Genomic DNA, 25,905 nt, shown 5'->3' on the forward strand with positions numbered 1-25,905 from the left:
ATCGACCCCACCTTCAACGCCTACCACGTCTCGGGCACGGCCCAGAGCGTCACCGACCCGGTGGCCAACATCACCGCGGCCGCCAACTACGCCGCACACCGCTACGGCTCCATCGACAACGTCAACTCCGCGTACTGAGCCGACGCACCCCAGCACCTGAAGGCCGGTGCCGGCAGCGACAACCGCTGCCGGCACCGGCCTTCTCGTGTCACTGCGGTCAGACGTCGTCCGGTATACCGAGGCCGGTCAGGGCGCCCACCGGGTCCAGATCGGGAGTGCCGCGAGGCCACCAGTCGTCCCGGTCCGGTTCCGACTCGTACGCGTACCACAGGCCGTCGCGGCCCAGCCGGAGCTGGACGTGGCCGCGCGGATGGGTGAGGCGATTGCGCCAGGGGCGGAACGCCGGGAGGTCGGCGGCGAGCAGCAGCGGGCGTGCCCGGTCGAAGCGGCCGGCCGGCGGGTCCCACGGCTCCTCCAGGACGGCCAGCCCGGCGGCCCCGCCCTGGCGCCAGGCCGCGACGGCCCGCGCGAGCTCGGCCGGGGGGCGGCCGACGGCCGTGGCGAGCGTGGCGTAGAGGGTGCGGGTGGTGGCCGTGAGGCCGGAGCCGGGGCGGGCGGCGGCCAGGCGCACCGCGTCCTGCCACAGGGTCAGCTCCCCGACCGGGTCCCGTCCGGTGCCGAGCAGCGCGTGGGCACGGGCGGCGGCGTCGGTCGCGAGCTGGTCCAGCGCGAAGGGGTCCGGGCCGCCGGGCACCGCCGGATACACCGGGGGCTGCTCGGGGTGCGGGGGCCCCGGCAACGGCGGGGGCGGCGGCGGGAGTTCGCGCGGCCCGAGGGCGTCGGCCGCACGTACGCCCGGCAGGGACTGCGGCTGCCGTTCCTGGGCGGCGCGGGCCGCGCGGGCGGCACTGCGCCGGGACAGCGCGTCGAGCAGGCTCCGCTCGCCCCGGCCGCGCAGCAGGAGCAGCACGAACGGGTCGGCGTCGAGCAGCCGTGCCGTCTGGTAGCAGAGCGCTGCCGCGTGCTTGCAGGGATGCCCGGAGTCGGGGCAGCTGCAGCGCGGCACGAGGTCGCCGGGGCCGGGCAGCAGGGGCACCCCGCAGTCGGCGAGGGACTGGGGCAGTTCCTTGTCGAGCAGCGCGGCGATGTGCCCCGGCCGGTCGGCGGCCGCGTCCAGGAACCGTGCCCAGTCCGCGTCCTCCAGCGTGCGGACCCGCACCTGCGCCCGGTACGGCCGGGGCCGGCTCCCCCGGACGTACGCCAGCACCAGCCCTGGGGTCACGGTGATCGCGTCGACGTGCCCCTGGTCGGCGTAACCGCGGCCCCGCGCCAGCCTCTTGGGGTCCAGCGCGCCCTGCTCCAACGCGGCCACCCAGGCATTGCCCCACCAGGTGCCGGCGAACGGCGCGCCCTCGTCGGTGGCCTCGCGGGGCGCGAACTCCGGGAAGGTGCGGCGCAGTTCGGAGTCGCGGTGGGGGCTGGCCATGGTGGCGGGCACGTGGGGGGACACCGGCGCGGGGGGCGCGGGGTGCGGCTCGGCGGGAGTGGCGGGGTGGTCCGTGAAGGTGGTGGGGGTGGTGGGAACGGATGGGGCAGGGGGCGTGCGCGGGGACGCCGACTCGTCCCGCGTCGGCTCCGGCCCGGCGGGAGCGGGGTCCGGCTCGGCGGGAGGGGTGACAGGGCGCGGCTCGGTGGTGTCGGTGGCGTCGGTGCTGTCACCGCTGCCGCTGGTGTCCGTGCTCGGGGTCTCGTCCTCCGGGCTGTCGGACCACATCGGCATCCGGAAGGCGTTGGCCAGGTAGTGCCGCATCTCCTGCGCAGCCTTGATGCGGGCGCCCCCGGAGTCCGGTCCGGGGGCGGTCGCCGGGCGCGGCGCCGTCGCGGCGGAGCCACCGGTCGCGCGCGGCCCGCGTCGGGTACGGGGTTCCTGCGACCGCTTGCCGCGCGCAGTGGCCTCGTCCGCCTCGGCCTCGGCGCGCAGCGCCTCCCGGCGGGCGGACCGGAGCGCTTCCCTGGCCACGTCGGCGGGACGCATCACGGGCCGTTCCGCACGGGCGGACCCGGGCACGTCTCCCTCTCCCGCACGGGCGGTGCCGGGCACCCCTCGGTCAACCGCACGGGCGGCGCCGGGCACGTCTCCCTCTCCCGCACGGGCGGTGCCGGGCACCCCTCGGTCAACCGCACGGGCGGCGCCGGGCACGTGTCGCTCACCCGCGCTCGCGGGCCGCGCCGTGACACCGGGCCCGCCCTCGTCAACAGACCGCGCCTTGGCACCGAGCGCTCCTCCGTCGGCAGACTGCGCCCGAGCTCCTGTTGCCCTGCTGTCGGCGGATGCGGCGCAGTCGCCGGTCTCGTCCGGCGTGCCGGTGTCCGACCGGGCGGGCACGGGCGGCATGGCCGCCGCCCGGAGGGCGGCGCGCGCGACGTCCGCGGGCCTCGGTTCCACGGTGTCGCCCCTCTCGACCGCGCGCCCGGACGCCGCCTGCTCCTCCGCGGTCTCCTCCTGCCCTGCTTCCGCCCGCTCGGACCCGGCCGGCTGTGACCCGATCCGCTCGGCCCCGGCCCGCTCGGCCTCCGCCCGCTGCCGCGCCTCCCGCAGTGCCCGGCGGGCGGCGTCGCCGGGGCGCTGTTCGCCGTGCGTCACGACGGCCTCCGCAGCGAGACGAGGTCGGACAGCTCGCGGTCGGTCAGTTCGGTGAGGGCCGCCTCGCCGGAGCCCAGGATGGCGTCGGCGAGGGCGCGCTTGGCGGTGAGCATCTCGGCGATGCGGTCCTCGACCGTGCCCTCGGTGACCAGGCGGTGGACCTGGACCGGCTGGGTCTGGCCGATGCGGTACGCGCGGTCGGTGGCCTGTTCCTCGACCGCCGGGTTCCACCAGCGGTCGAAATGGATGACATGGCCCGCGCGGGTGAGGTTCAGGCCCGTGCCGGCTGCCTTCAGGGAGAGCACCAGGACCGGTGTCTCGCCGCTCTGGAAGCGGTCGACCATGCGCTCGCGCTCTGGGACCGGGGTACCGCCGTGCAGCAGGTCGACCGGGACCGCGCGGGCGGACAGGTGCGCGGTGATGAGGCGGGCCATGCCGACGTACTGGGTGAAGACGAGCGCCGAGCCGTCCTCGGCGAGGAGGGTGTCCAACAGCTCGTCCAGCAGGGCGAGTTTGCCGGAGCGGGCCAGGAGCCGGTCGGCGTGCGGGTCCTCCTTCAGGTACAGCGCCGGGTGGTCGCAGATCTGCTTCAGGGCGCCCAGCAGCTTCAGCACCAGACCCCGGCGGGCGATGCCCTCGGCGGTCTCGATGGCCAGCAGCGACTCGCGCACCACCGCCTCGTACAGCGCGGCCTGCTCGCGGGTGAGCGGCACCGGGTGGTCCGTCTCGGTCTTGGGGGGCAGCTCGGGGACGATGCCGGGGTCGGACTTCTTGCGGCGCAGCAGGAACGGCCGTACCAGGCGGGCCAGGCGCTCGACCGCCTCCTGGTCCTCGCCGTTCTCCACCGCCCGCGCGTGCCGGGCGCGGAACGACTTCAGGGGGCCGAGGAGTCCGGGGGTGGTCCAGTCGAGCAGGGCCCACAGTTCGGAGAGGTTGTTCTCCACCGGGGTGCCGGTCAGCGCCACGCGCGCGGGGGCCGGGATGGTGCGCAGTGCCTTGGCGGTGGCCGAGAAGGGGTTCTTCACGTGCTGGGCCTCGTCGGCGACGACCATGCCCCAGGGCTGCTCGGCCAGGCGGGCCGCGGTGGAGCGCATGGTGCCGTACGTGGTGAGGACGAACCCGCCGTCGAGGCCGTCCAGGGTGCGGTCCGGGCCATGGAAGCGGCGGACGGGGACGCCGGGCGCGAAACGGGTGATCTCCCGCTGCCAGTTGCCCAGGAGGGACGCGGGGCACACGACCAGGGTCGGCTCGGTGCGGGCGCGCTTCAGATGCAGGGCGATGAGGGTGACGGTCTTGCCGAGGCCCATGTCGTCGGCGAGGCAGCCGCCGAGGCCGAGGGAGGTCATCAGGTCCAGCCAGGCCAGACCGCGCAGCTGGTAGTCGCGGAGGGTGGCGGCCAGGCCGGCCGGCGGGTCCGCGGGGCGCAGGCCCGCGGTGAGCCGGTCACGGAGGGCGGCCAGCGCGCCGACCGGCACCGCCTCCACGGTCTCGCCGTCGAGCTCGGCGGTGCCGGTGAGCGCGACGGACAGCGCGTCGACCGGGTCGAGCAGGCCCAGTTCGCGCTTGCGGGCCTTGCGGACGAGGGCCGGGTCGACCAGCACCCAGCGGTCCCGCAGCCGTACGACCGGACGGTGGGCCTCGGCCAGGGCGTCCATCTCGGCCTCGCTGAGCGGGTCCCCGCCGAGGGCCAACTGCCAGCGGAACCGGAGCAGTTCCTCGCTCTCGAAGAAGCCGGTGCCGTCCGTCGCCGAGCCGGGCGCCGGGCGGACCACCGCGGCGGCCGTGAGGTCGCGGGCGAGGTCCCGGGGCCAGTGCACGGCGACCCCGGCGGCGGCCAGCCGAGTGGCACCGACGCCGAGCAGCTCGCCCAGCTCCTCCTCGGACAGCGCGAGCACATCGGGCACGTCCTGTCCGGCGAGCCGGTCCAGGGGCGGCCACACGCGGGCCGCGCGCCGCACGGCGAGGGCGGCGTCCACCCGCGAGCGGGGCCCGAACGCCGTGTCGGCCTCCCCCGCCCACAGGGCCGCCGCGTCGGCCACCAGGGTGGGGTCGGCGAGGCTGTGCACCTGCACGATCGCCGCTCCCGCAGCGCGCGCGCCGTCGTGCTCGCCGGCATCGAAGACGTCGTACGCGGACAGGTCCAGGCGCAGCGAGATCCGCACGCCCGCGTCCATGCCGGCGGCGACCTCGGCCGCCCATTCATGGGCCTGGGGCAGCGCCACGGGCTCCCGGGCTGCGAAGGGCCGGCCGGAGGTGTACGGGGCGGCCGGGGTGCGGGGCAGGGTGTCGGCGACCGCGTCCAGGAAGGAGCGGATCAGGGCCTCCGGCTCGGGCAGTTGGAGCGGGCCCGGGTCCGGGAGCGGCACGGCGTGGCCCTCCGGGGGCAGGGCCGCGGCGACCGCGCGCAGGTGGGCGATGTCGGCGGGCTCCAGCGGGCCGGCCCGCCAGGCGTCGTGCCCGGTCGGGGTCAGGCCCGGCAGCAGCCGGCCGCGGGCGACCAGCCGCAGCGCGTGCAACGCGGCGGCCCCCCAGCAGGCCGTGGCCGGATGGGCGGCCGGGTCGCGGCGGGCCCGGACCAGCACGGGCAGAGCCTCGGCGAGCGGCAGGGTGAGCGCGGGCACCTGCCGGCGGCGCACCCCCGCACCATGGCGTCGTACGACCGTGATCTCGGCGGTGTCGCCCTGGACGGCCCCTCCCTCGGGGTCCCAGAAGGCGATCCGGCCCTCGCGCGGGAGGGGCGCTGGCAGATAGACGGACGCGAGACGCACCGGGACCGGGTTCCCGGCCTGCCCGGAGTCGCCCGTGCGCTCGGCCACCGCCACCGTGCCGCCGCTCATACGTCCTGCCACCTCCCGCCCCTGTGCCGGATCAGACGTCTTCGACTCTACGGGCGGGGTCTGACAATCGGCCCCGGGACCGGCCCGGGCCCACGATTACGGGACCGTGCGGGAGACGACGTAGACCATCGGGTTCTTCGGGTCGGACATGTTCACGACCACGTCCTGGGTCGGCGCCGGGTTCTTCTGCTTGTGGGTGAGTCCCCACCAGGGGCCGGCGCCGGTGAAGTGCCAGCCGCTGACCCTCTGGTCGCGGGAGCCGATGGCGATGTCGCCCTTCTTCAGCTCGTCCCGGCGTGCGCCGATGGTCTGCAGGAAGCCGTCCAGACCGGCGGCGTTGGTGCGGAACTGCACGTAGAGGCGGCTGGTCTTCCAGTTGTTCGTCTCGTAGGAGGCGATGTAGTCGGCCGGGTGCGGGACCGTCACCTGGTAGAGGCGGCGCTGCACCTTCGACGGCCAGCCCGGGGTGAGGCCGGTCGCCGAGTACTTCGCCTCCTTGTCCTTGCCGCTGTTGCGGCTCTGGTTCGCGGAGATCACCAGGTAGCCGGCCGGTACGCCGATCAGCAGGCCGATGATCAGCAGGGTGAGCGCGCGGCGCCTGGCCTTGTGCCCGGGGCCCTCGGCAGCGCGGCGCGACCCGTCCGGCGGGGCGGCCTGGCGGGGCAGTGATGCGGTCATGCGGTGTCCCGGTCGTGTCGGGCCTGGGCGTACCGCTCGTAGCGCTCGTACCGCTCCACCCGGCGGCGCTTGGCCCGGCGGAACCGGCGGGCGACCAGCCGGGCCAGGTCGGCGGCACCCACCATGCCGGCCTCAGGACCGAGCTGGGCGCGGGTGATGCGGGCCTCGGGGCGGTAGCCGCGGCCGGTGAGGTGGCGCTTGAAGGCGTCCCGGGCGGGGCCGATGAGCAGGTCGTCGGCGGCCGAGACCCCGCCGCCGATGACGAAGCAGGAGGGGTCGAGGGCGGCGGCGAGGTTGGCGATGCCGACGCCGAGCCACTGGCCGATGTCCTGGAGCAGTTCCACGCACATCGCGTCGCCCTCGCGGGCCAGCTCGGTGATCATCGGGCCGGTGATCTCGTCGATGTTGCCCTTGACGTGCTCGATGATCCCGTAGGCCACCGGGGAGTCGGCGGCGGCCAGCTCCTTGGCCTCGCGGACCAGCGCGTTGCCGGAGCTGTACTGCTCCCAGCAGCCGCGGTTGCCGCACGGGCAGCGGTGGCCGCCGGGCACGACCTGCATGTGGCCGAACTCGCCGGCGACGCCGTACTTGCCGCGCTTGACCTGGCCGTCCTCCAGGATGGCGCCGCCGATGCCGGTGCCGAGGGTGATCATGACGAGGTGGTCCTCGCCACGCCCTGCGCCGAAGCGCCACTCCGCCCAGGCGGCGGTGTTGGCGTCGTTGTCGACGAGGACCGGCACGGAGAGACGGCCGCTCAGGCGGTCGCGCAGCGGTTCGTTGCGCCAGGACAGGTGCGGGGCGAAAAGGACGCGGTTGCGGTCGGCGTCGACCCAGCCGGCCGCGCCGATGCCGACCGCGTGCACGTCGTGCCGGTCGGACAGGTCCAGGACCAGTTCGACGATGGTGTCCTCGACGACCTTGGGGCTCTTGGACTTGTCCGGGGTCTCCGCGCGGAGCTTCTCCAGGATGTTGCCGTCCGCGTCCACCACGCCCGCCATGACCTTGGTGCCGCCGATGTCGATCCCGACCGTGGGCACGCGGGGCGCGGTCAGGTGTGACCGGCGCTCTCTCGTGCCGACGGTACGCAGGACCGGGGCTCGGCGGGAGCCGATGGGGGCGGTGAGGTCGCGGTAGGTGCTCATCGCGCTCGATTGTGCCTCACCGTGGGTAAGGGTGCGGTACGGGCAAGGGGGAAGAGGGGTGCGCGATCAGTGCCGGGTGCGACTGGTCCGTGGCCGGTCGCGCCCCGCGTCGGAGCCGCTCACCGATGCAGCTACGCACCTTTAATTCCGCTGCAGTTCGTGGCGCAGAGCGTCCAGGTCGGATCCTCCCGCCATCTGCTGGGTCAGCTCGTCCAGGGTGATCTCGTCCCGTGTGTAATTGCCCACCATTGTGCCGCGCCTCAACAGCACGAACCTGTCCCCCACCAGGTACGCGTGATGCGGGTTGTGGGTGATCAAGACAACGCCCAGGCCCTCGTCCCGTGCCGCGGCCACATATTTCAGGACCACACCGGACTGCTTCACACCCAGTGCCGCCGTCGGCTCGTCGAGGACCAGGACCTTCGCGCCGAAGTGGACCGCCCGGGCGATCGCCACGCACTGGCGTTCGCCGCCGGACAGGGTGCCGATGGGCTGGTCGACGTCACGGAGGTCGATGCCCATGCGGAGCAGCGCCTCGCGGGTCGTACGGCGCATGAGGTCGGTGTCCAGGCGCTTGAAGGGGCCCTTGCCCTTGCGGGGTTCGGAGCCGAGGAAGAAATTGCGCCAGACCGGCATGAGGGGGACCACCGCCAGGTCCTGGTAGACCGTGGCGATGCCGCGGTCCAGGGCCTCGCGCGGGGAGGAGAGGGTCGTCTCCTCGCCCTCGATGCTCAGGGTGCCGCCGTCGTGCCGGTGCAGACCCGCGATGATCTTGATCAGGGTGGACTTGCCGGCTCCGTTGTCGCCGAGGACGCAGGTGATCTCGCCGGGGTGGACCTCCAGCGAGACGCCTTCGAGGGCGCGGACGGTGCCGTAGTGCTTGCTGACGTCGGCCAGCTCGACCAGAGTCACTTGTTGACCTCCGCGCGCTTCTTGACCCAGGCGTTGAGCAGGGTCGCGAGGAGCAGCATCGCTCCGAGGAAGAACTTGAACCAGTCGGGGTTCCACTCGGCGAAGACGATGCCCTTGCTGGTCATGCCGAAGAGGAGGGCGCCCACGGCGGAGCCGATCGCGCTGCCGTAGCCGCCGGTGATCAGGCAGCCGCCGATCACGGCCGCGATGATGTAGATCAGCTCGTTGCCGACGCCCTCGCCGGACTGGACGGCGTCGAAGGAGAAGAGCAGGTGCTGGCCGGAGATCCAGGCGCCGAACGCCACGCCCATGTAGAGGCCGATCTTGGTCTTGGCGACCGGGACGCCGACCGCGCGGGCCGCGTCCTCGTTGCCGCCGACGGCGAAGATCCAGTTGCCGGTGCGGGTGCGCAGCAGGATCCAGGAGGCGAGGGCGACCAGGCCCAGCCACCACAGGATCGTGACCTTGAAGTCGACCCCGCGGATCGTGAGCGTCGAGGCGAAGACCGCGCGGGCGGAGGGGAAGCCCTCCATGTCCCCGATGGTCTTCGTCGACACCGTGCCGTCGATCAGCTTGGTGAAGCCGAGGTTCATGCCGGTCAGCATCAGGAAGGTGCCCAGCGTGATGATGAAGCTGGGCAGTTTGGTGCGGGTGAGCATGAAGCCGTTGAAGGCGCCGATGGCGAGGGTGACCAGCAGGGACACGCCGACGCCGACCCAGGTGTTCGCCGTCATCTGGTAGCTGGACATCGAGGAGATCAGCGCCGAGGACGTCACCAGGACACCGGCCGACAGGTCGAACTCCCCGCCGATCATCAGCAGCGCCACCGGTACGGCCATGATGCCGATGGTCGAGGAGGCGTACAGGATCGTGCTGAGGCTGGAGGCGCGCAGGAACCCGTCGGCGGCGCAGGCGAAGAAGACGAAGACGGCGAGCGCGCCGACGGTCGAGCCGAGCTCGGGGCGGGCGAGCGGTCTCCGCAGGGCCGAGGTCTGCAGAATCCTTTCGTCACCCGCTCGCTCGCCGGCCGTTTCTTTGGCCGTCGCGCTCATCGGGTGCCCCGCTCGGTGTACGCGGCCAGCGCGGCGGCCTGGTCCTTGGTGATGATCTGCGGGCCGGTCAGGACCGGCTTGCCGCCGCCGAGGACGTCGCCGTTGTACCTGTAGGCCCACAGCAGGTCGACCGCCTCGTAGCCCTGGAGATACGGCTGCTGGTCCACGGCGAAGCCGAGGGTGCCGTTCTTCAGCTCGGCGGCGACCTGGGCGTTGAGGTCGAAGGTGTCGATCTCGGCCTTGCTGCCCGCGTCCCCCTTCGCCTTCACCGCGGTGTCGGCGTACGGGGCGCCGAGGGTGACGACGGAGTCGATGGAGTCGTCGGCCTGGAGCTTGGCCTCGATGGCGGACTGCACGTCGGGCATGTTGGTGCCGTTGACGTACAGCTTCTGCAGGGTGCCGTGGAAGGTCTCGGCGACGCCGTCGCAGCGCTGCTCGTGGCCGACGTTGCCCTGCTCGTGCAGCACGCACAGGGCGTTCTTCTTCCCGCGTTCGTTCAGTTCGTCGCCCACGGCCTCGCCGGCGATGGTCTCGTCCTGGCCGATGTGGGTGAGGGCACCGAAGGCCTTGGACTCCTCGGAGCCGGAGTTCACCGTGATGACCGGGATGCCGGCCTTCTCGGCGCGGGCCACGGCGGCCTTCATGGCGTCGGGCTTGGCGAGGGTGACGATGATGCCGTCGACCTTCTTGTCGACCGCCGCGTCCACCAGCTGCGCCTGCTGCTGGGCCTCGGCGTCGTGCGAGTACAGGAAGTTGACGTTGTCCTTGGCGGCGGCCTGCTCGGCGCCGTTCTGCACGATGTCCCAGAAGGTGTCGCCGTCTCCGGAGTGGGTGATCATCGCGAAGGTCCAGCGCGGTGTGTTCACCGCCGCTCCCCCCTGGGCCGCGGCGGCCTTGCGGGCGTCCTCGGCCCGCTTGCCTCCGGTGCTGCTGCACGCCGCGAGGGACAGCGAAAGTGCCCCTGTCAGCGCGATGACCGCCCAGGTCCTGAACCGTGCCACGAGGCAGTGCCCCTTCTTGCTGTGTTCGTACGTACGGAAGGGGCCGGCGATCAGCTCAGCGGCCCCAAACGCTCCAGTATCGAACACAGGTGACACTCATGACACAGCCGGGGATCACCGACCGGTCCAAATGTCCAGACATTGCGACGAATTCAGGATCGAGGTCAGCTGTCAGCGGGTCGGAGGTCAGGGCCGGACGAGAAGCTGGAACTCGAAGGAGTAGCGCGTCGGACGATAGGTGTGGTCGCCGAACTCGACCGCGCGGCCCGTGTCGTCGAAAGTGGTGCGCTGCATGGTGAGCAGCGGGGCACCCTCGTCCTCGGCGAGCCGCTCGGCCTCGGCCGCCGTGGCACCGCGGGCACCGATGGACTGGCGGGCGCTGTGCAGGGTGATCCCGGCCGAGCGCATCAGCCGGTACAGGCCGGTGGCCTCCAGCTGGCCGGTGTCCAGGTCGAGCAGGCCGGGCGGGAGGTGGTTGATCAGGTACGCCATGGGCTCGCCGTGCGCGAGGCGCAGCCGCTCGATGCGGTGCACCTCGCTGCCCTCGGGGACGCCGAGCGCGGCGGCGACCTCGGCGGAGGCCGGCACGACGGTGTTGACCAGCACCTTGGTCGCGGGGCGCTGGCCGGCCGCCTCCAGGTCGTCGTACAGGCTGCTCAGCTCCAGCGGGCGCTTGACCTGGCTGTGCACCACCTGTGTGCCGACGCCGCGGCGGCGCACGAGGAGCCCCTTGTCGACGAGGGACTGGATGGCCTGGCGGACGGTCGGCCGGGACAGGCCGAGCCGCGCGGCCAGCTCGATCTCGTTGCCCAGCAGGCTGCCCGGGGTGAGGCTGCCGTGCTCGATGGCGGCTTCCAGCTGCTGGGAGAGCTGGAAGTACAACGGCACCGGGGAGCTACGGTCCACATGAAGGTCGAGCGACACGGTGGGGTCCACATCTGGTTTCGGCACGGCCCGAGCGTAGCCCCGTGGCCGGTTGACGGGAAGTCGTGTAGTCCGGTTGTCCGGACATACGCATTGACAGCGTACGGGCTCCGCCCTCACTTTGTTTCCATGCGCATCGGGGTCATCGGTACGGGCCGCATCGGCACCGTTCACGCGAGAACGCTCAGCCGCCACCGTGAGGTCGGATCGCTGATCCTGACGGACGCGGATCCGGCGCGGGCGCAGGGACTGGCACACCGGCTGGGTGAGACGGCGGCGCCTGGTGTGGACGAGATCTTCGAGTGGGGCGTGGACGCGGTGGTGATCACCACGGCGACGTCGGCCCACGCCGAACTGATCGGTCGGGCAGCCCGCTCGGGCCTGCCGGTCTTCTGCGAGAAGCCGATCGCGCTCGACCTGCCGGGCACACTGCAGGCGCTCGCCGAGGTGGAGACGGCGGGCACGATTCTGCAGATGGGCTTCCAGCGGCGCTTCGACGCGGGATACGCCGGCGCCCGCGAGGCCGTCCGCTCCGGACGCCTCGGCCGGCTGCACACCGTGCGCGCGATGACCTGCGACCAGTCCCCTCCGCCGCCCGACTGGCTGCCGCTGTCCGGCGGACTGTTCCGGGACACGCTGATCCATGACTTCGACGTGCTGCGGTGGGTGACGGGCCGTGAGGTGGCCGACGTCTACGCCACCGGGTCCGACGCCGGGCCCGCGATGTTCCGCGAGGCCGGCGACGTCGACACGGGCGCGGCGCTGCTCACGCTGGACGACGGCACGCTCGCCACGGCCACCGCGACCCGGCTGAACGGGGCCGGGTACGACGTGCGCATGGAGCTGGCCGGGGAGGCGGACACGGTCGTGGTCGGCCTGGACGACCGTACGCCGCTCGCCTCCACCGAGCCGACCGGGCCACCGCCCGCGGACAAGCCGTGGCCGGGCTTCCTGGAGCGGTTCGGCCCCGCGTACGAGGCCGAGCTCAACGCCTTCGTGCAAGTGGCGCTCGGCGAGCGCGCCAACCCGTGCGACGGCCAAGAGGCCTTGCAGGCCCTGCGGGTGGCCGAGGCCTGCGAGGTCTCCCGGCGGGAGCGGCGCCCGGTGGCCCTGGCGGAGATCCCGGACCGGGTGGGGGCGTCGTAGCCGGGGCCTGGCACGGGTGCCGTATGACCCCCGGCCGGTTGCCGAACGGCGGCCCTGAGCGGACGGCTGAAGCGCTACCAGCGCACCGGCAGGATGCGGACGCCTCTCATCAAAAGGCCCGGGAGCCATTCGCCGGGTGGGCCGTCGAGGGTGAGGGCGGGGGCGCGGCGCAGGAGGGTGCCGATGGCCGTACGGCCCTCCAGGCGGGCCAGGGGCGCGCCCAGGCAGTAGTGGATGCCGTGGCCGAAGGCGAGGTGGCCGCGGGGATCGCGGCGGATGTCGAAGCGGTCCGGTTCGGCGTAGCGGGCGCCGTCGCGCTGGGCCGCGGTGAGGCCGATCATCACATGCTCGCCCTGCCCGATCCGGGTGCCGGCGATCTCCAGGGGCTCGGTGGCGTACCGGAAGGTGGCGGTCTCCACCGGGCCCTCGTAGCGCAGCATCTCCTCGATCGCGCCGTCCAGCAGGCCCATGTCGGCGCGGAGGGCGGCGAGTTGGCCGGGGTGGGTGAGCAGCGCGAGAACGCCGTTGCCGATGAGGTTGACCGTGGTCTCGTGGCCGGCGATCAGCAGCAAGTAGGCCATGCCGCGCAGCTCTTGCGCCGAGAGCCGGTCGCCGTCCTCGGCGGTGGCCCGGATCAGGTCGCTGAGCAAGTCGTCGGCCGGGCCGGCGCACCGCTTGTCCTCGATCAGCTCCGTCAGATACCCGGCCAGGCGGACCACCGCGTCGTACTCGCTCTGCGAGCTCGTCGGGGCGACCACCTCCGTCGACAGCTTCCGGAACTCGTCGCGGTCCATCTCCGGGACGCCGAGCAGTTCGCAGATGACGGTGATGGGCAGCGGGTAGGCGAGCGAGCCGATGAGGTCGGCTCGGCCGGCCGGGAGCATCTCGTCCAGCAGGTCGTCGGTGATCTGCTGGACGCGTGGGCGCAGTCGCTCGACCCGGCGCATGGTGAAGGCCCGGGCGACGAGGCCGCGCAAACGGGTGTGGTGCGGCGGGTCGGTGGCCAGCAGGTGCCGGCCGATCAGGTCCTCGTCGAGGAAGGTCAAGCCGATCCTGCTGCCGTCCTTGGCCAGGCGCGGGTCGGCGAGCGCGGCGCGGGCCTCCTCGTACCCGACGACGAGCCAGCTCTCGTAGTCCTTGTCGGAGCCCGGCGGCCGGACGCGGTGGACCGGGCCGCGCTCGCGCAGGCGCGCGTACACCGCGTGCGGGTTCCGGCGCAGCTCGTCGCCGTACTCCCCCAGGTCGATCGGCTCCATGTCCTTCCCGTCCTCCCCTTGCGGCCCCCGAGGCCAGGACAGCAGCACCCCGTACCGCCTGAACGTCCAGGGCACCCCGTTAGTGCCCGTCGTCCTCGAGGAGTCCGGCGTCGTAGGCGAGAAGGGCGATCTGGACGCGGTTGTCGAGGCCGAGTTCGGCGAGGATGCGGGAGACGTGGGTCTTGACGGTGGCCACGCTCATGAACAGCTCGGTGGCGATCGCCGCGTTGGCGAGGCCGCGGCCGACGGCGACGGCGACCTCGCGTTCGCGGTCGTTGAGGACGGTGAGCCGTTCACGCGCGCGTGCCTGGCGCGCGTCGGCGGCACTGCCGGCCGCGTGCCGCATCAACTGCCGGGTGACGGCGGGCGACAGCACGGGGTCGCCGGCCGCGACCCGGCGCACGGCGTCGACGATCTCGGCCGGCGGGGTGTCCTTCAGCACGAATCCGGCGGCGCCCGCGCGCAGGGCGTGCAGCACCTGCTCGTCGGCGTGGAAGGCGGTGAGCACCACGACCTGTGGGGCGTCGGACCGCGCACGCAGCCCCTCGGTCGCGGTGAGCCCGTCCACCGACCGCATCCGGATGTCCATGAGGACGACGTCCGGCCGGGTCCGCGCGACGAGCGCCGGGGCGATCCCCGGCGGCCCGCTCGTGACGTCGCGACCACGCCCCGTCCCGCCCCGCGGCACATTGGGTGGGGGGTCGACCGCGGGGCGGGGCTGGTGCGTCGGATCCTTCGCGCTGTTCCCCGGGTTCTGTCGTCGTCCGGCTCAGCAGCCGAAGTCGATCAGGTCGAACGTGGCGTAGTGGTCGGAGGTGTAGTAGTCCTCCTGGTACGCCTCGCCGGTGACGATGCGCCGGGCGCCGCGCGTGGAGGAGCCGGGGGTGATCACCGTGTACTCGTGGTAGTAGCCGTAGGACTCGCCGGGCAGGACGCCCTCACGGTTGGAGAAGACGGTGCCGTCCTGCGAGTACGGGTACGGGCCGCCCTGGTCGATCAGGTCCAGGGTGTCGTAGGCCTGCGACGGCAGGTCGCTGTAGCAGATGCTGCCGACCGACGAGGCTGCGGCGTCCGCCGTGGTGGCGGAGACGGTGCCGCCCACGAGGAGGGCGGACAGGAGCGCGGCTGCGGCGCCGATGCGAGTGGCGCGTGGGGGGAATCTCATGCCCACATGATGACGCGCGTAGACGTTGGCATGTCAATGACAAGATTGAACAATTTCCCTTCAAGTCCCATGAGTTTTCGGGAAGTTAACCTGCCGCCCTGCGCCCCCACGCGGTGCCCGCCAGCACCAGCGCACCGCCCAAGAGAGCGAGCGCGCCGAGCCGTTCCCCGCCCAGGGCGATCCCCGCCGCGGCGGCCCACAGCGGCTCGGTGCCGAGCAGCAGACCGACCCGGGACGGGGAGGTACGGCGGACCGCCCACATCTGCACGAAGAAGGCGAACACCGTGCACAGCGCGGACAGGAACAGCAGCCCCGCCCAGTCCCGGGCGCCGAACCCGGCCGCGACCGCCCACGGCGCCGGACCGCCCGAGACGGCCGACAGCAGCGCGAAGACGGCGACGGACGCGCCGAGTTGGACCGTGGTCAGCGGCAGCGCCTCGGCGCCCTGTACGGCCCTGAGCCGGGACATGGCGAGGACGTGCAGCGTGCGGGCGAACGCGGCGAGCAGCATCAGCAGGTCGCCGGTGCTCGGCCGGGTGAAGCCACCGCCCTGGGTGAGCAGGACGACACCGAGCACCGACAGCAGCGCCGCGCCGAGGAAGGCCGGGGTGGGCCGGGTGCGGGTGACGGCGGCCTCGGCGAGCGGGGTGAAGACCATGGTGAGGCTGATGATCAGACCGGCGTTGGTCGCCGAGGTGTGGACCACGCCGTAGGTCTCCAGCAGGAAGATCCCGCTGAGGATCAGGCCGAGCAGGGCCGCGCCGCGCCACTGGGTGCCGCTGAGCGCCCGCAGGGCCCGGCGGCCGGCGACGGCCAGCACGGGGACGGCGAGTGCGAACCGCAGCACCAGCACGGCGAGGACCGTACCGGCGGTGGTGATGTCCTTGGCCGCGAGATAGCTGGCGCCCCAGCAGACGGCGACGAGCAGGACGGGCAGGTCGGTGTGCCAGGCACGGCGGGGCGCGACGGCTGCACCCGGCACGGCGATCGACGACATGGGGCGGCTCTCCCGGTCTCCGAAAAGGGGGTGCGGAGACGTCGGCGGCTCGCACAGGGCGCGATCACCGTACCGGCGAAGACGATCTTCGGCCAGGGCTGTGTACGGCCCTCAGGCACCTTCCGGGAGTTCGTACGACCCGTACTCGGGGCTCCCGGCCAGGTCGTACGACTGGATGGAGACGCCCTTGCCCGTGACGCGCCCTGCGGTGTGGCGGAAGCCGGTGGGGAGCGCGCCCTCGGTGAACAGGCGGCGGCCGGCGCCGAGGACGACGGGGAAGGTCAGCAGGTGGAGGGTGTCGAGGAGCCGGAGGTCGATCAGGGAGCGGAGCAGGGCGCCGCTGCCGTGGATCTGGAGTTCGCCGTCCGTGCGCTCCTTCAGAGCCTGCACCTCCTTGGCGAGGCCGCCGCCGATGACGGTGGTGCCGGACCACTCGGGAGCCTGGAGGGTGGAGGAGACGACGTACTTCGGGAGCGTGTTGAGGGGGGACGCCACCGGGTCGGTGGGGTCGGTCATCTTCGGCCAGTAGGAGGCGAAGATGTCGTACGTACGGCGGCCGAGCAGGAAGGCGCCGGCCCGGTCGAAGACCTCGGTGACGAACCGGCCGAAGTCGTCGTCGCCGTACGGAAAGCTCCAGCCGCCCTGGTCGAAGCCGCCGCTGGTGTCCTCCTGAGGGCCGCCGGGCGCCTGGTATACGCCGTCGAGGGTGACGAAGATCGTGGAGACGAGCTTGCCCATGGCGGGTGCCTTCTTTCCGGGTGCGGGGTCTTTTCGGTCATCAGCTCAGACCCCGCACGCACCCGCAACTCATCGGTTCGAGCCACGCGCACCCGAAGAAATCCGGCTCAGCCGGCGTGGGTGGAGAACAGTCCGCCGGTCGGGCCCTGCTTGTCGCCGCCCTGGGCCTTCTTCAGGGCATTGGCGAGGCTCTCGATGGTGAGGGACTGCAGGATCACCCGGCCGTTGCCCTCCAGGGTGGCCAGGGACAGGCCCTCGCCGCCGAACACGGCGTTCATGATCCCCTGGCGGTTGAGGCCGCCGACGCGCTGGACGCCGTACTGGATGCCCTCCTCGAAGGCGACCACACAGCCGGTGTCCACCTCTATGCGGCCGCCGAAGTCCGCCGGGTTGAGGTCGATGAAGTTGCCCGCGCCGGCGATGATCACCGTGCCGTACCCGGTGAACTTCTCCAGGATGAAGCCCTCGCCGCCGCTCATGCCGGTGCGGCCGCCGGCGAAGGCGATGCCGAAGTCGACGGTGGACTCGGCGGCCACGAAGGCGTCCTTCTCGGCGAACCACGCGCGTGTGCCGTCGAGTTCCAGGGCACGCATCTCGCCCGGGAGCACGCCGGCGAAGCCGACCGTGCCCTGGCCGCCCTGGGAGGTGAAGTACTGGAACGCCAGCGACTCGCCCGCGAGCATGCGCTGGCCCACCTGCATGGCGGTGCCCATGGCCTGGCGGAACAGGCCGCCCATGCCGCCGCCCTGTGCCTGCTGTCCGCCGTTCCCGGACGGGCCGGACAACCGCGTCTCCATGGTCACGTTCGTCGTCTTGAACAGGAACTTTCCGGCCTCGCAGTACACGGTCTGGCCGGGCTGAAGGTTGACGACCGCCATCTGCATGGCGTTGCCGACGATCTCTTGCTGAAGGGTCACGCGGGGAGAACGCGGGAGACGGACCCGTAAGTTCCAGCCATCCGGAAAACGGGCCCTTGTGAGTGACGCGCGGGACACCCCGGCGCTGTCCGGGCCGGGGCGCCCCACGCGAGTACGGGCCGGGTGGGTCAGCCGCCCAGTTCCTGGTGCCGGGCGGCGAGGCCGGCCGCGCCCTGCTCGGTCAGGGAGCCGAACAGGCGCAGGCGGGAGATGCCGCCGTCGGGGAAGATGTCGATCCGCGCGTGCGTGCCGACGGCCGGGGCCGGAAGCACGAACCGGTGATTGGTGTCGGGCTGCAGGCGGGTGCGCGGGAGGATCTCCGTCCACTCACCGGCCCCGTCTTCATCGACATCCTTCACCGACACCGACGCCCAGCCCGCGCTGTTGCCCTTCAGGTAGGCCGTGTCGATCTCGATGGCGCGGATCTGCGACTGGGCGGCCAGCCCGTAGCGGATCCAGTCGTTGCCCTGGTCGCGGCGGCGGCGGGTCTCCCAGCCGTCGTCCATCTTGCGGGAGCGGCCCGGCTGGATGGTGTTGGTGGCCGGGGAGTAGAAGAGGTTGGAGGCGTCCTCGACCCGGCCGCCGTTCTCCAGGGCGACCACGTCGAAGGTGCCGAGGACGGTCAGCCACTCGGGGTCCGGGACGACCTCGCCGTACACGCGCAGCCGCGCGATGCCGCCGTCGGGGTGCTGGTTGACCCGCAGGTGGGTGAAGCGCTGCTCGACGGTGACCTCGAAGCCGTTGGCCGCGTGGCCGCCGACGGCGGTGCGCGGGACGACCGTCGTCCACTTCACGTCCTCGCCCAGCAGCTCCTCCGGGGACGGCGAGCCGGGTACGGACGCGCCCTCGATCGAGACCGCCTGCGGGTAGTTGCCGCGGAAGTGGGCGGTGTCGACGACGATCCCGCGGATCACCCCGGGCGCGCCGAGGCGGACCAGCGCCCAGTCGTGGTCCTCGGCCGTCGGCCACGGGTGCTCGGCGGAGATACCGCGCCGGCGGCGGGTCTCCCAGCCGTCCATGATCTTGCCCTTGTGCCCGAAGTGCTCGGGGTCGAACTCGGCCGGCTCGGGCACCAGCAGGTTCTCCCGCTGGGCGAAGAACTCGTCGTTGGCGGCGATGACACCGGCGCCGAGCTGCCGGTCGGCGAGGTTGGCGTACTGGGTGAAGGGGAAGTCCGCGGTGCGGTAGTCCGCGTACGGGTCGCCGCCTCCGTAGGGATTCGCGTCGCCGGTGAAGCGAGCCGAAGAAGATTGATGCAGCGCCGTCACGGTGATCAGGGGTTCCTTTCGGGAATCGGCCGGTGCGGATGCGGAGGGTGGCTTACTGGGGGCGGGCGAGCAGCGTGCCCTTCGGGTCGGTGAACTCGCCGTCCGCGACGATGCGTTCGCCGCGCAGCCAGGTGGACTTCACGACGCCGCACAGGGTCTTGCCGGCGTACGCGGTGACCCGGTTGCGGTGCTGGAGACCGGCCGGGTCGACGGTGAAGGTCTCGTCGGGGGCGAGGACCGCGAAGTCGGCGTCGCGGCCGGCCTCGATGGCGCCCTTCTGCCCCAGGCCCACGAGGGACGCGGTCCGGGTGGACATCCAGCGCACGACGTCCTCCAGACCGTATCCACGCGCGCGTGCCTCGGTCCACACGGCGGACAGGCTGAGCTGGAGGCCGGAGATGCCGCCCCAGGCGGTGGCGAAGTCGTCGGTCTTCAGGTCGGCGGTGGAGGGCGAGTGGTCGGTGACCACACAGTCGATGGTGCCGTCGGCCAGCGCCTCCCACAGCAGGTCCTGGTTGGCGGCCTCGCGGATGGGCGGGCAGCACTTGAACTCGCTGGCGCCGTCCGGGACTTCCTCGGCCGTCAGGGTGAGGTAGTGCGGGCAGGTCTCCACGGTGATCCGGACGCCCTCGGCGCGGGCGGCGCGGATCAGCGGCAGCGCGTCACTGGAGGACAGGTGGAGGACGTGCACGCGCGCGTGGAGGCGGCGGGCCTGCGCGACGAGGTTCGCGATGGCCGTGTCCTCGGCGTCGCGCGGGCGGGAGGCGAGGAAGTCGGCGTACTTGGGGCCGCCGTGCTGCGGGGCGGCGGCGAGGTGGTGCGGGTCCTCGGCGTGCACGATCAGCAGGCCGTCGAAGCCGGCGATCTCCGCCAGGGACTGGGCCAGCTGGTCCTGGTCGAGATGCGGGAACTCGTCCACGCCGGACGGGGACAGGAACGCCTTGAAGCCGAAGACTCCGGCGTCGTGCAGCTGGCGCAGGTCCTTGACGTTGTCGGGCAGGGCGCCGCCCCAGAAGCCGACGTCGATGTGCGCCTTGTCGGCGGCCACCTCCCGCTTCACCCGCAGGTTGTCGGCGGTCGTGGTGGGCGGGAGGGAGTTGAGCGGCATGTCGACCAGCGTGGTGATGCCGCCGGCCGCCGCCGCGCGGGTGGCGGTCCAGAAGCCCTCCCACTCGGTACGGCCCGGGTCGTTGACGTGCACGTGGGTGTCGACCAGGCCGGGCAGCAGCACGTGGTCGCCGAGGTCCTCCAGCCGCGCGCCGGCCGGGACCTCCGCTTCGTACGGCAGGACGGCCGTGATCCTCCCGGCGGACACGGTGACCGTGGCGGCCCGCGTCCCTTCCGGAGTGATGACGCGCGTCGAGCGCAGGACCAGTTCAGCGTCGGACACCCGGACCCCTCTCTGTACCGCCGTTTTACGCCCCAGGAACGGGATGCACACCCACGTAACGGATTTCAACGTTCTGTTGAAGGAGTCTTCACTCCCGCTTCTCCGTCGTCAAGGGGCACACTTCTGGACAGCGGCCGACCCGCACCCCCTCTAGACGTTTCCACAAAGCGGAATTACAATTCCAGCAAGCAGAACGTAGTTACGCACAAGCAGGGAGTCAACCGGCTGCCGGGTAGGCTTCTCACCTCCTGCCATCCCGAAAGGAACGCGCCGTGCCGACGTCCAGCGCCAGCACCACCGACTCCGCCAAACCCCCCGCCGCGGGCGGGGTCCAGTCCCTGGAGCGCGCCTTCGACCTGCTCGAGCGGATGGCGGACGCGGGCGGCGAGGTCGGTCTGAGCGAGCTGTCCGCGACCAGCGGGCTGCCGCTGCCGACCATCCACCGGCTGATGCGCACGCTGGTCGCCTGCGGATACGTCCGCCAGCAGCCGAACCGGCGCTACGCCCTCGGCCCCCGGCTCATCCGGCTCGGCGAGTCGGCGTCCCGGCTGCTCGGCACGTGGGCGCGGCCGTATCTCGCGCGGCTGGTCGAGGAGACCGGCGAGACCGCGAACATGGCCCTGCTGGACGGTGACGAGATCGTGTACGTGGCTCAGGTGCCGTCGAAGCACTCGATGCGGATGTTCACCGAGGTGGGCCGACGGGTCCTTCCGCACTCGACCGGCGTGGGCAAGGCGCTGCTGGCCGGCGTCCCCGATGACGAGGTACGGGCACTGCTGGCGCGCACCGGGATGCCCGCGGCCACCGAGAAGACCATCACCACGCCCGAGGGGTTCCTGGCCGCGCTGGAGGACGTACGGCAGCTGGGGTACGCCGTGGACGACAACGAGCAGGAGATAGGGGTCCGGTGCCTGGCGGTGTCCGTGCCGGAGTCTCCGACGGCTGCGGCGATCTCCATCTCCGGGCCTGCCGGGCGGGTCACGGAAGAGGCGACCGAGAAGATCGTGCCGGTACTGCAGCAGATCGCCCTTGAGTTGTCTCGGGCTTTGGCGAGTTCGGGCGCCTGAGAGCTCGGGGGGCATTGATCGTCGGCGGGTGCGGGTGCTTCGTGGTTGTCCGCCCGGTTCCCCGCGCCCCTAGGGGGTTGCGGTCAGCCCCGCTACGTCGGCTCCCCGAACAGATCCACCGCCTGCCGTACCTCCCCCAGCCCCCTGGCCAAGGCGCTCACCGAGCCGATGGCACCGGCGATCAGTAACAGGGAGCTGCGCAGGCGCGGGATCTCCGGTGAACCGCCGGAGGCCATCGCCGCCAGCGTCGCCAGTTCGTCCTCGGCTATGGCGCGGTCGGGGAAGTCGGAGGGGTGCGCGGCGAGTTCGCGGCGCAGCCGGGACACCGCGATCCGCAGTTCCGCCACTCTCGAATCCTCGTCGCTGCCGGTCACTGGCCTCTGCCCCAAGCTCCGCAACACAGCCCTCCCCCTCACACGCCGTCGTGCGCGGGCCAGTAAACGCCACCGCGTCCGGGAGCGCCACCGCGCGGACCGAAATTAAGCCCAAGGAAACCGGCCGCCGCCTCCCCCGTCAGGTATGCAGGACGCATGACGGACAACCATCACGAGGACGTCGCCGGACTGCTGCTCGCCGCCGGCGGGGGCAGGCGGCTCGGCGGGCGGCCCAAGGCACTGCTGGAGCACCGGGGGCGCCTCCTGGTCGAGCACGCGGTCGGCGTGCTGCGCGCGGCCGGGTGCGGTCGGATCCACGTCGTGCTGGGAGCGCGGGCGGACGAGGTCCGCAAGCGGGCCGAGCTGAGCGGATGCGTGCTCGTGGACAACCCCGACTGGGCCGAGGGCATGGGCTCCTCGCTGCGGGCCGGACTGGCCTCGCTGACCGGTACGGGGGCGCGCGCCGCGCTGGTGAGCCTCGTCGACCAGCCGGGCATCGGGCCGGCGGCCGTGGCACGGGTGCTCGGCGCCTACGAGGACGAGAAATCGCTGGTCTCGGCCGCCTACGACGGCACGCGCGGGCACCCGGTGGTCTTCGGCGCGACCCACTGGCCGGGCATCGCGGCTGCCGCCACCGGGGATCGCGGGGCACGGGACTACCTGAAGGAGAACGCCGGGCGGATCCGGCTCGTGGAGTGCGCGGACGTGGCCGAGCCGTACGACATCGACACCGAGGCCGACCTGCGCCACCTTGAGTGAAAGGGGTGGCACTGGGCGCCACCTTGCCTCGACTCAGAGAATCTCGACATCAACAAACCATTGAAGTTCCACAATGAGGAAACTACTATCCACTGTTCAGAAGCGCCCGTCCGCACAGTCGGCGCTGATTGCCCCATTCGTGCCACTAGGCACCCGGTGCCACCGCTGAAGGAAGTGACAGCTCATGTCCGCACCAGCGCCGTCCCCGCTGGCCATCGTCGACGCCGAGCCTCTGCCCCGGCAGGAAGAGGTCCTCACGGACGCGGCGCTCGCCTTCGTGGCGGAGCTGCACCGGCGGTTCACCCCGCGCCGTGACGAACTCCTCGCCCGCCGGGCCGAGCGCCGCGCCGAGATCGCCCGCACCTCCACGCTCGACTTCCTGCCCGAGACGGCCGCGATCCGCGCGGACGACTCCTGGAGGGTCGCCCCGGCCCCGGCCGCGCTGAACGACCGGCGCGTCGAGATCACCGGCCCCACCGACCGCAAAATGACCATTAACGCGCTCAACTCGGGCGCGAAGATCTGGCTCGCCGACTTCGAGGACGCCTCCGCACCCACCTGGGAGAACGTCGTCCTCGGCCAGGTCAACCTGATCGACGCCTACACCCGCAGCATCGACTTCACCGACCCGAAGTCCGGCAAGTCCTACGCCCTGCGCCCGAACGATGAGCTGGCGACGGTCGTCATGCGCCCGCGCGGCTGGCACCTGAACGAGCGTCACCTGGTCGACGCCGACGGCACGCCGGTCCCGGGTGCCTTCGTCGACTTCGGCCTGTACTTCTTCCACAACGCCCAGCGGCTGCTGGACCTCGGAAAGGGCCCGTACTTCTACCTGCCGAAGACCGAGTCGCACCTCGAAGCCCGCCTGTGGAACGACGTGTTCGTCTTCGCGCAGGACTACGTCGGCGTCCCGCAGGGCACCGTCCGCGCCACCGTCCTGATCGAGACGATCACGGCCGCGTACGAGATGGAGGAGATTCTTTACGAACTCCGCTACCACGCCTCGGGGTTGAACGCCGGACGCTGGGACTACCTGTTCTCCATCGTGAAGAACTTCCGCGACGGCGGCGCCAGGTTCGTCCTGCCGGACCGCAACGCGGTCACGATGACCGCCCCGTTCATGCGGGCGTACACCGAACTCCTCGTCCGCACCTGCCACAAGCGCGGCGCACACGCGATCGGCGGCATGGCCGCGTTCATCCCGTCCCGTCGCGACGCCGAGGTCAACAAGGTGGCCTTCGAGAAGGTCCGCGCCGACAAGGACCGCGAGGCGAACGACGGTTTCGACGGCTCCTGGGTCGCCCACCCTGACCTGGTCCCGATCGCCATGGAGTCCTTCGACAGGGTCCTCGGCGACAAGCCGAACCAGAAGGACCGGCTGCGCGAGGACGTCCACGTCGAGGCCGCCGACCTGATCGCGATCGACTCGCTGGACGCGAAGCCGACGTACAACGGTCTCGTCAACGCCGTCCAGGTCGGCATCCGGTACATCGAGGCCTGGCTGCGCGGGCTCGGTGCGGTCGCCATCTTCAACCTGATGGAGGACGCGGCCACCGCCGAGATCTCCCGCTCCCAGATCTGGCAGTGGATCAACGCGGGCGTCGAGTTCGAGAACGGCGACAGGGCCACGCCCGAGCTGGCCCGCAAGGTCGCCGCCGAGGAACTGTCCGGCATCCGCCAGGAGATCGGCGAGCAGGCCTTCGCCGACGGCCACTGGCAGGAGGCCCACGACCTGCTGCTGAAGGTCTCCCTGGACGAGAACTACGCCGACTTCCTCACCCTGCCGGCGTACGAGCAGCTCAAGGGCTGACGCTCACGAGGATCCTTCCGAGTGGCCCAGGGATTTCCCCGGGGCCACTCGGTCGCGTACGAGCCGCTTGACCGCCGTGGGCTCCGGGAAGCCCTGCTCCTTGCGGTCCCACACCACCTCGCCGTCCACCCGGACCACGAAGACTCCCCCGGTGCCGGGCCTGAGCGCCAGCTCGGTCAGCTCCGCCTCGAAGGTGGTGAGCAGTTCCTGCGCCAGCCAGGCCGCGCGGGGCAGCCAGCGGCACTGTGTGCAGTACTCGATCTGTACGCGATGGCTCATCCGATGTGCCTCATCCCAGGTGCACCGACCAATCCTGTTCCGCCGCCGGCTTGCCGTGCAGGTCGGGGACGCGTTTGAGCCAGTCCGGGCGGCCCGCCCGGGTCTTCGCCGCGCGGGCGGCCTCCTCGGCCGCGAGCTGCTCGCGGCCCGGGAAGTCGGTGGGCAGCCACTCGCGCGACAGGCGCACGCGGGCCATGAGGTAGTCGACGTAGGCGGCGCGGACGTCGTCCGGGCTCGCGAAGCCGGCGTCCTCGGCGAGCCACGCGTCCGGCACCTCGGCGACGATCCCGCGCAGCAGGTCCGCGGTCACCTTCGGGGCGAGTTCGGCGTCGGCGGCGCGGACGTCGGGGCCGTAGTGGCCGAGGGCGTGATGGCGGAAGTCGTACTTCTTGCCCGGGGTCGTGGTGTCCCAGCGGTGGTGGAAGACCAGGGCGGCGCCGTGGTCGATGAGCCACAGGCGGGGCGGTACGGTGCCGAGCGTGGGCCACACCATCAGGTTGGAGCTGTGGACCGTACGGTCGACGTTGACGGTCAGCGCGTCCAGCCAGACGATCCGGCCCGCCTCCAGCGCGTCCACCGGGAAGACCTTCGCGATCTGCGGGGTGAAGTCACGGGCGCCCGGCAGATGGTCCATGCCGAGGTTCACGCCCGCGCTCGCGCCGTGCAGCTCGCGCACCTCCTGGTGCGGCTCGCCGGCGGCGATCGCGGGGTCGAAGTGGACGAGGACCAGCTCGGGGAAGCGCAGGCCGAGCGCACGGGCGAGCTCTCCGACGATCACCTCGGCGACCAGCGCCTTGTGTCCCTGCGCCGAACCGGTGAACTTCACGACGTAGGTGCCGAGGTCGTCGGCCTCCACGACCCCGGGGACGGAGCCGCCGGAGCGCAGGGGTGCGATGTAGCGGGTTGCGGTGACCTCTCTCAGCATTTTCCAAGGCCCCCACGGTTGTTCGTCTTATACTCCACGGCCAGCTCCGACGCGGGGCAGTCCAGGGAGGCCTCCCTGATCAGGTGCGCCGCCTTGCTTCCGGCCTCCGGCATGAAGTGAGCATAGTAACCAAGCGTGACAACCGGGGAGGAGTGTCCCTGCCTCAAGCATGGTCGAGGCGCGGGTTTGTCGCAGCACCTGGAAGCCGCCCTTCGGCGCCGCCCCGCCCTTGGCCGGCGAGACGGAGAAGAGACGACCTACAACCACTGGTGGCTGAAGACCGACCCCGACACCGGACCCGCGAGCCAGTACGTCTCCGCCTACTACCTCACCCGCTGGGGCAACGACGAGGCCAAGGACAACAACGGCACCGTCATCCCCGACTGCTGACCACCGTGCCTCCGGCGGGCCACCGCCCGCCGGAGGCACGGCAGCGTGACATCCATCACAGCGGACTCGGCAACTAGGCGTCCCGCATAGTAGGCGCGGCCCCGATGACAAATGGGATTTGTCCGGCTTGCCGCAGACCGGAACCGCCCATCGGGCCACGACACGGCGTCCGCTCAGCACGTGGCCGTATTCATCGCCATCGAACCTCTCCTGACAGGGCGCCAGGCACCTGCA

The 25,905-nt window shown here is 72.0% G+C and carries 22 protein-coding genes and 2 pseudogenes; 5 read left to right on the plus strand and 19 right to left on the minus strand.

Features of this window, described 5'->3' with window-relative positions; genetic code table 11:
* Positions 1–217 precede the first annotated feature (217 nt).
* The 8 genes from AB0M27_RS09580 to AB0M27_RS09615 form a co-directional block, all read right to left on the minus strand.
* Complete coding sequence (locus AB0M27_RS09580; protein ID WP_365720151.1) at positions 218–2,395, minus strand: SWIM zinc finger family protein; 2,178 nt, start codon at positions 2,393–2,395, stop codon at positions 218–220.
* Positions 2,396–2,640: 245 nt separating this feature from the next.
* Positions 2,641–5,481, minus strand: coding sequence for an SNF2-related protein (locus tag AB0M27_RS09585; protein ID WP_365719700.1), 2,841 nt, complete (start codon positions 5,479–5,481; stop codon positions 2,641–2,643).
* Between the two features lie 96 nt (positions 5,482–5,577).
* Positions 5,578–6,159 carry a sugar kinase gene (locus tag AB0M27_RS09590; protein ID WP_365719702.1) on the minus strand — a complete coding sequence of 194 codons (582 nt, stop codon included), beginning with the start codon at positions 6,157–6,159 and terminating at the stop codon, positions 5,578–5,580.
* On the minus strand, positions 6,156–7,301 hold the full coding sequence (locus tag AB0M27_RS09595; RefSeq protein ID WP_365719704.1) for an ROK family glucokinase: 1,146 nt from the start codon (positions 7,299–7,301) through the stop codon (positions 6,156–6,158). The genes AB0M27_RS09590 and AB0M27_RS09595 overlap by 4 nt, the downstream gene beginning before the upstream one ends.
* A 141-nt stretch (positions 7,302–7,442) precedes the next feature.
* The gene (locus tag AB0M27_RS09600) at positions 7,443–8,213 is read right to left on the minus strand and encodes an ATP-binding cassette domain-containing protein (RefSeq protein WP_365719707.1); all 771 of its coding nucleotides are present in this window, start codon (positions 8,211–8,213) and stop codon (positions 7,443–7,445) included.
* Positions 8,210–9,265 carry an ABC transporter permease gene (locus AB0M27_RS09605; RefSeq protein WP_365719709.1) on the minus strand — a complete coding sequence of 352 codons (1,056 nt, stop codon included), beginning with the start codon at positions 9,263–9,265 and terminating at the stop codon, positions 8,210–8,212. The genes AB0M27_RS09600 and AB0M27_RS09605 overlap by 4 nt, the downstream gene beginning before the upstream one ends.
* Complete coding sequence (locus AB0M27_RS09610; RefSeq protein WP_365719711.1) at positions 9,262–10,266, minus strand: sugar ABC transporter substrate-binding protein; 1,005 nt, start codon at positions 10,264–10,266, stop codon at positions 9,262–9,264. The genes AB0M27_RS09605 and AB0M27_RS09610 overlap by 4 nt, the downstream gene beginning before the upstream one ends.
* Before the next feature lie 186 nt (positions 10,267–10,452).
* Entirely contained in the window at positions 10,453–11,190 is a 738-nt protein-coding gene (locus tag AB0M27_RS09615; protein ID WP_365720153.1) for a GntR family transcriptional regulator, read from the minus strand.
* Positions 11,191–11,319: 129 nt separating this feature from the next.
* On the opposite strand from AB0M27_RS09615, the gene AB0M27_RS09620 reads away from it, so the two are divergent.
* A complete protein-coding gene (locus tag AB0M27_RS09620; protein ID WP_365719713.1) occupies positions 11,320–12,336 on the plus strand; it encodes a Gfo/Idh/MocA family oxidoreductase in 1,017 nt (338 codons plus the stop codon).
* Positions 12,337–12,410: 74 nt separating this feature from the next.
* On the opposite strand, the gene AB0M27_RS09625 is transcribed toward AB0M27_RS09620, so the two are convergent.
* The 8 genes and pseudogenes from AB0M27_RS09625 to allB all read right to left on the minus strand — a co-directional run bounded on the left by AB0M27_RS09625 (position 12,411) and on the right by allB (position 20,067).
* Positions 12,411–13,592 (minus strand): cytochrome P450, encoded by a 1,182-nt coding sequence (locus AB0M27_RS09625; RefSeq protein ID WP_365719716.1) that lies wholly within the window; start codon positions 13,590–13,592, stop codon positions 12,411–12,413.
* A gap of 79 nt (positions 13,593–13,671) precedes the next feature.
* Positions 13,672–14,217, minus strand: a pseudogene (locus tag AB0M27_RS09630) (response regulator transcription factor); the annotation flags it as partial.
* A gap of 144 nt (positions 14,218–14,361) precedes the next feature.
* On the minus strand, positions 14,362–14,757 hold the full coding sequence (locus tag AB0M27_RS09635) for a ribonuclease domain-containing protein (RefSeq protein ID WP_365719718.1): 396 nt from the start codon (positions 14,755–14,757) through the stop codon (positions 14,362–14,364).
* 85 nt (positions 14,758–14,842) lie between these two features.
* Positions 14,843–15,754, minus strand: coding sequence for a DMT family transporter (locus tag AB0M27_RS09640; protein WP_365719720.1), 912 nt, complete (start codon positions 15,752–15,754; stop codon positions 14,843–14,845).
* 111 nt (positions 15,755–15,865) lie between these two features.
* Positions 15,866–16,492 carry a dihydrofolate reductase family protein gene (locus tag AB0M27_RS09645; RefSeq protein ID WP_365719722.1) on the minus strand — a complete coding sequence of 209 codons (627 nt, stop codon included), beginning with the start codon at positions 16,490–16,492 and terminating at the stop codon, positions 15,866–15,868.
* Positions 16,493–16,599: 107 nt separating this feature from the next.
* A complete protein-coding gene (locus tag AB0M27_RS09650) occupies positions 16,600–17,409 on the minus strand; it encodes an AIM24 family protein (RefSeq protein ID WP_365719724.1) in 810 nt (269 codons plus the stop codon).
* A gap of 128 nt (positions 17,410–17,537) precedes the next feature.
* A complete protein-coding gene (gene alc / locus AB0M27_RS09655) occupies positions 17,538–18,677 on the minus strand; it encodes an allantoicase (RefSeq protein ID WP_365719726.1) in 1,140 nt (379 codons plus the stop codon).
* A 52-nt stretch (positions 18,678–18,729) separates the two neighbouring features.
* Entirely contained in the window at positions 18,730–20,067 is a 1,338-nt protein-coding gene (gene allB, locus AB0M27_RS09660) for an allantoinase AllB (protein WP_365719728.1), read from the minus strand.
* Between the two features lie 272 nt (positions 20,068–20,339).
* Here allB and AB0M27_RS09665 point away from each other — a divergent pair, with 272 nt between their 5' ends.
* On the plus strand, positions 20,340–21,134 hold the full coding sequence (locus AB0M27_RS09665) for an IclR family transcriptional regulator (RefSeq protein WP_365719730.1): 795 nt from the start codon (positions 20,340–20,342) through the stop codon (positions 21,132–21,134).
* 92 nt (positions 21,135–21,226) lie between these two features.
* Here the strand turns inward: AB0M27_RS09665 and AB0M27_RS09670 are convergent, their stop codons facing one another.
* Positions 21,227–21,535 (minus strand): DUF5955 family protein, encoded by a 309-nt coding sequence (locus AB0M27_RS09670; protein ID WP_365719732.1) that lies wholly within the window; start codon positions 21,533–21,535, stop codon positions 21,227–21,229.
* A 129-nt stretch (positions 21,536–21,664) separates the two neighbouring features.
* Here AB0M27_RS09670 and AB0M27_RS09675 point away from each other — a divergent pair, with 129 nt between their 5' ends.
* Positions 21,665–22,267, plus strand: coding sequence for a nucleotidyltransferase family protein (locus AB0M27_RS09675; RefSeq protein ID WP_365719734.1), 603 nt, complete (start codon positions 21,665–21,667; stop codon positions 22,265–22,267).
* 184 nt (positions 22,268–22,451) lie between these two features.
* Positions 22,452–24,077 (plus strand): malate synthase A, encoded by a 1,626-nt coding sequence (gene aceB / locus AB0M27_RS09680; RefSeq protein WP_365719736.1) that lies wholly within the window; start codon positions 22,452–22,454, stop codon positions 24,075–24,077.
* Between the two features lie 3 nt (positions 24,078–24,080).
* Here aceB and AB0M27_RS09685 read toward each other — a convergent pair whose 3' ends face one another.
* Together AB0M27_RS09685 and AB0M27_RS09690 are read right to left on the minus strand one after the other, a co-directional pair.
* Positions 24,081–24,356, minus strand: coding sequence for an Rdx family protein (locus AB0M27_RS09685; RefSeq protein WP_365719738.1), 276 nt, complete (start codon positions 24,354–24,356; stop codon positions 24,081–24,083).
* A 10-nt stretch (positions 24,357–24,366) separates the two neighbouring features.
* A complete protein-coding gene (locus tag AB0M27_RS09690) occupies positions 24,367–25,281 on the minus strand; it encodes a HipA family kinase (RefSeq protein WP_365719740.1) in 915 nt (304 codons plus the stop codon).
* 252 nt (positions 25,282–25,533) lie between these two features.
* Here AB0M27_RS09690 and AB0M27_RS09695 point away from each other — a divergent pair.
* Positions 25,534–25,671 (plus strand): annotated as a pseudogene (locus AB0M27_RS09695) (M23 family peptidase); the annotation flags it as partial.
* Positions 25,672–25,905: the final 234 nt, after the last annotated feature.

Source organism: Streptomyces sp. NPDC052107, from assembly GCF_040680215.1.
Lineage (GTDB): Bacteria > Actinomycetota > Actinomycetes > Streptomycetales > Streptomycetaceae > Streptomyces.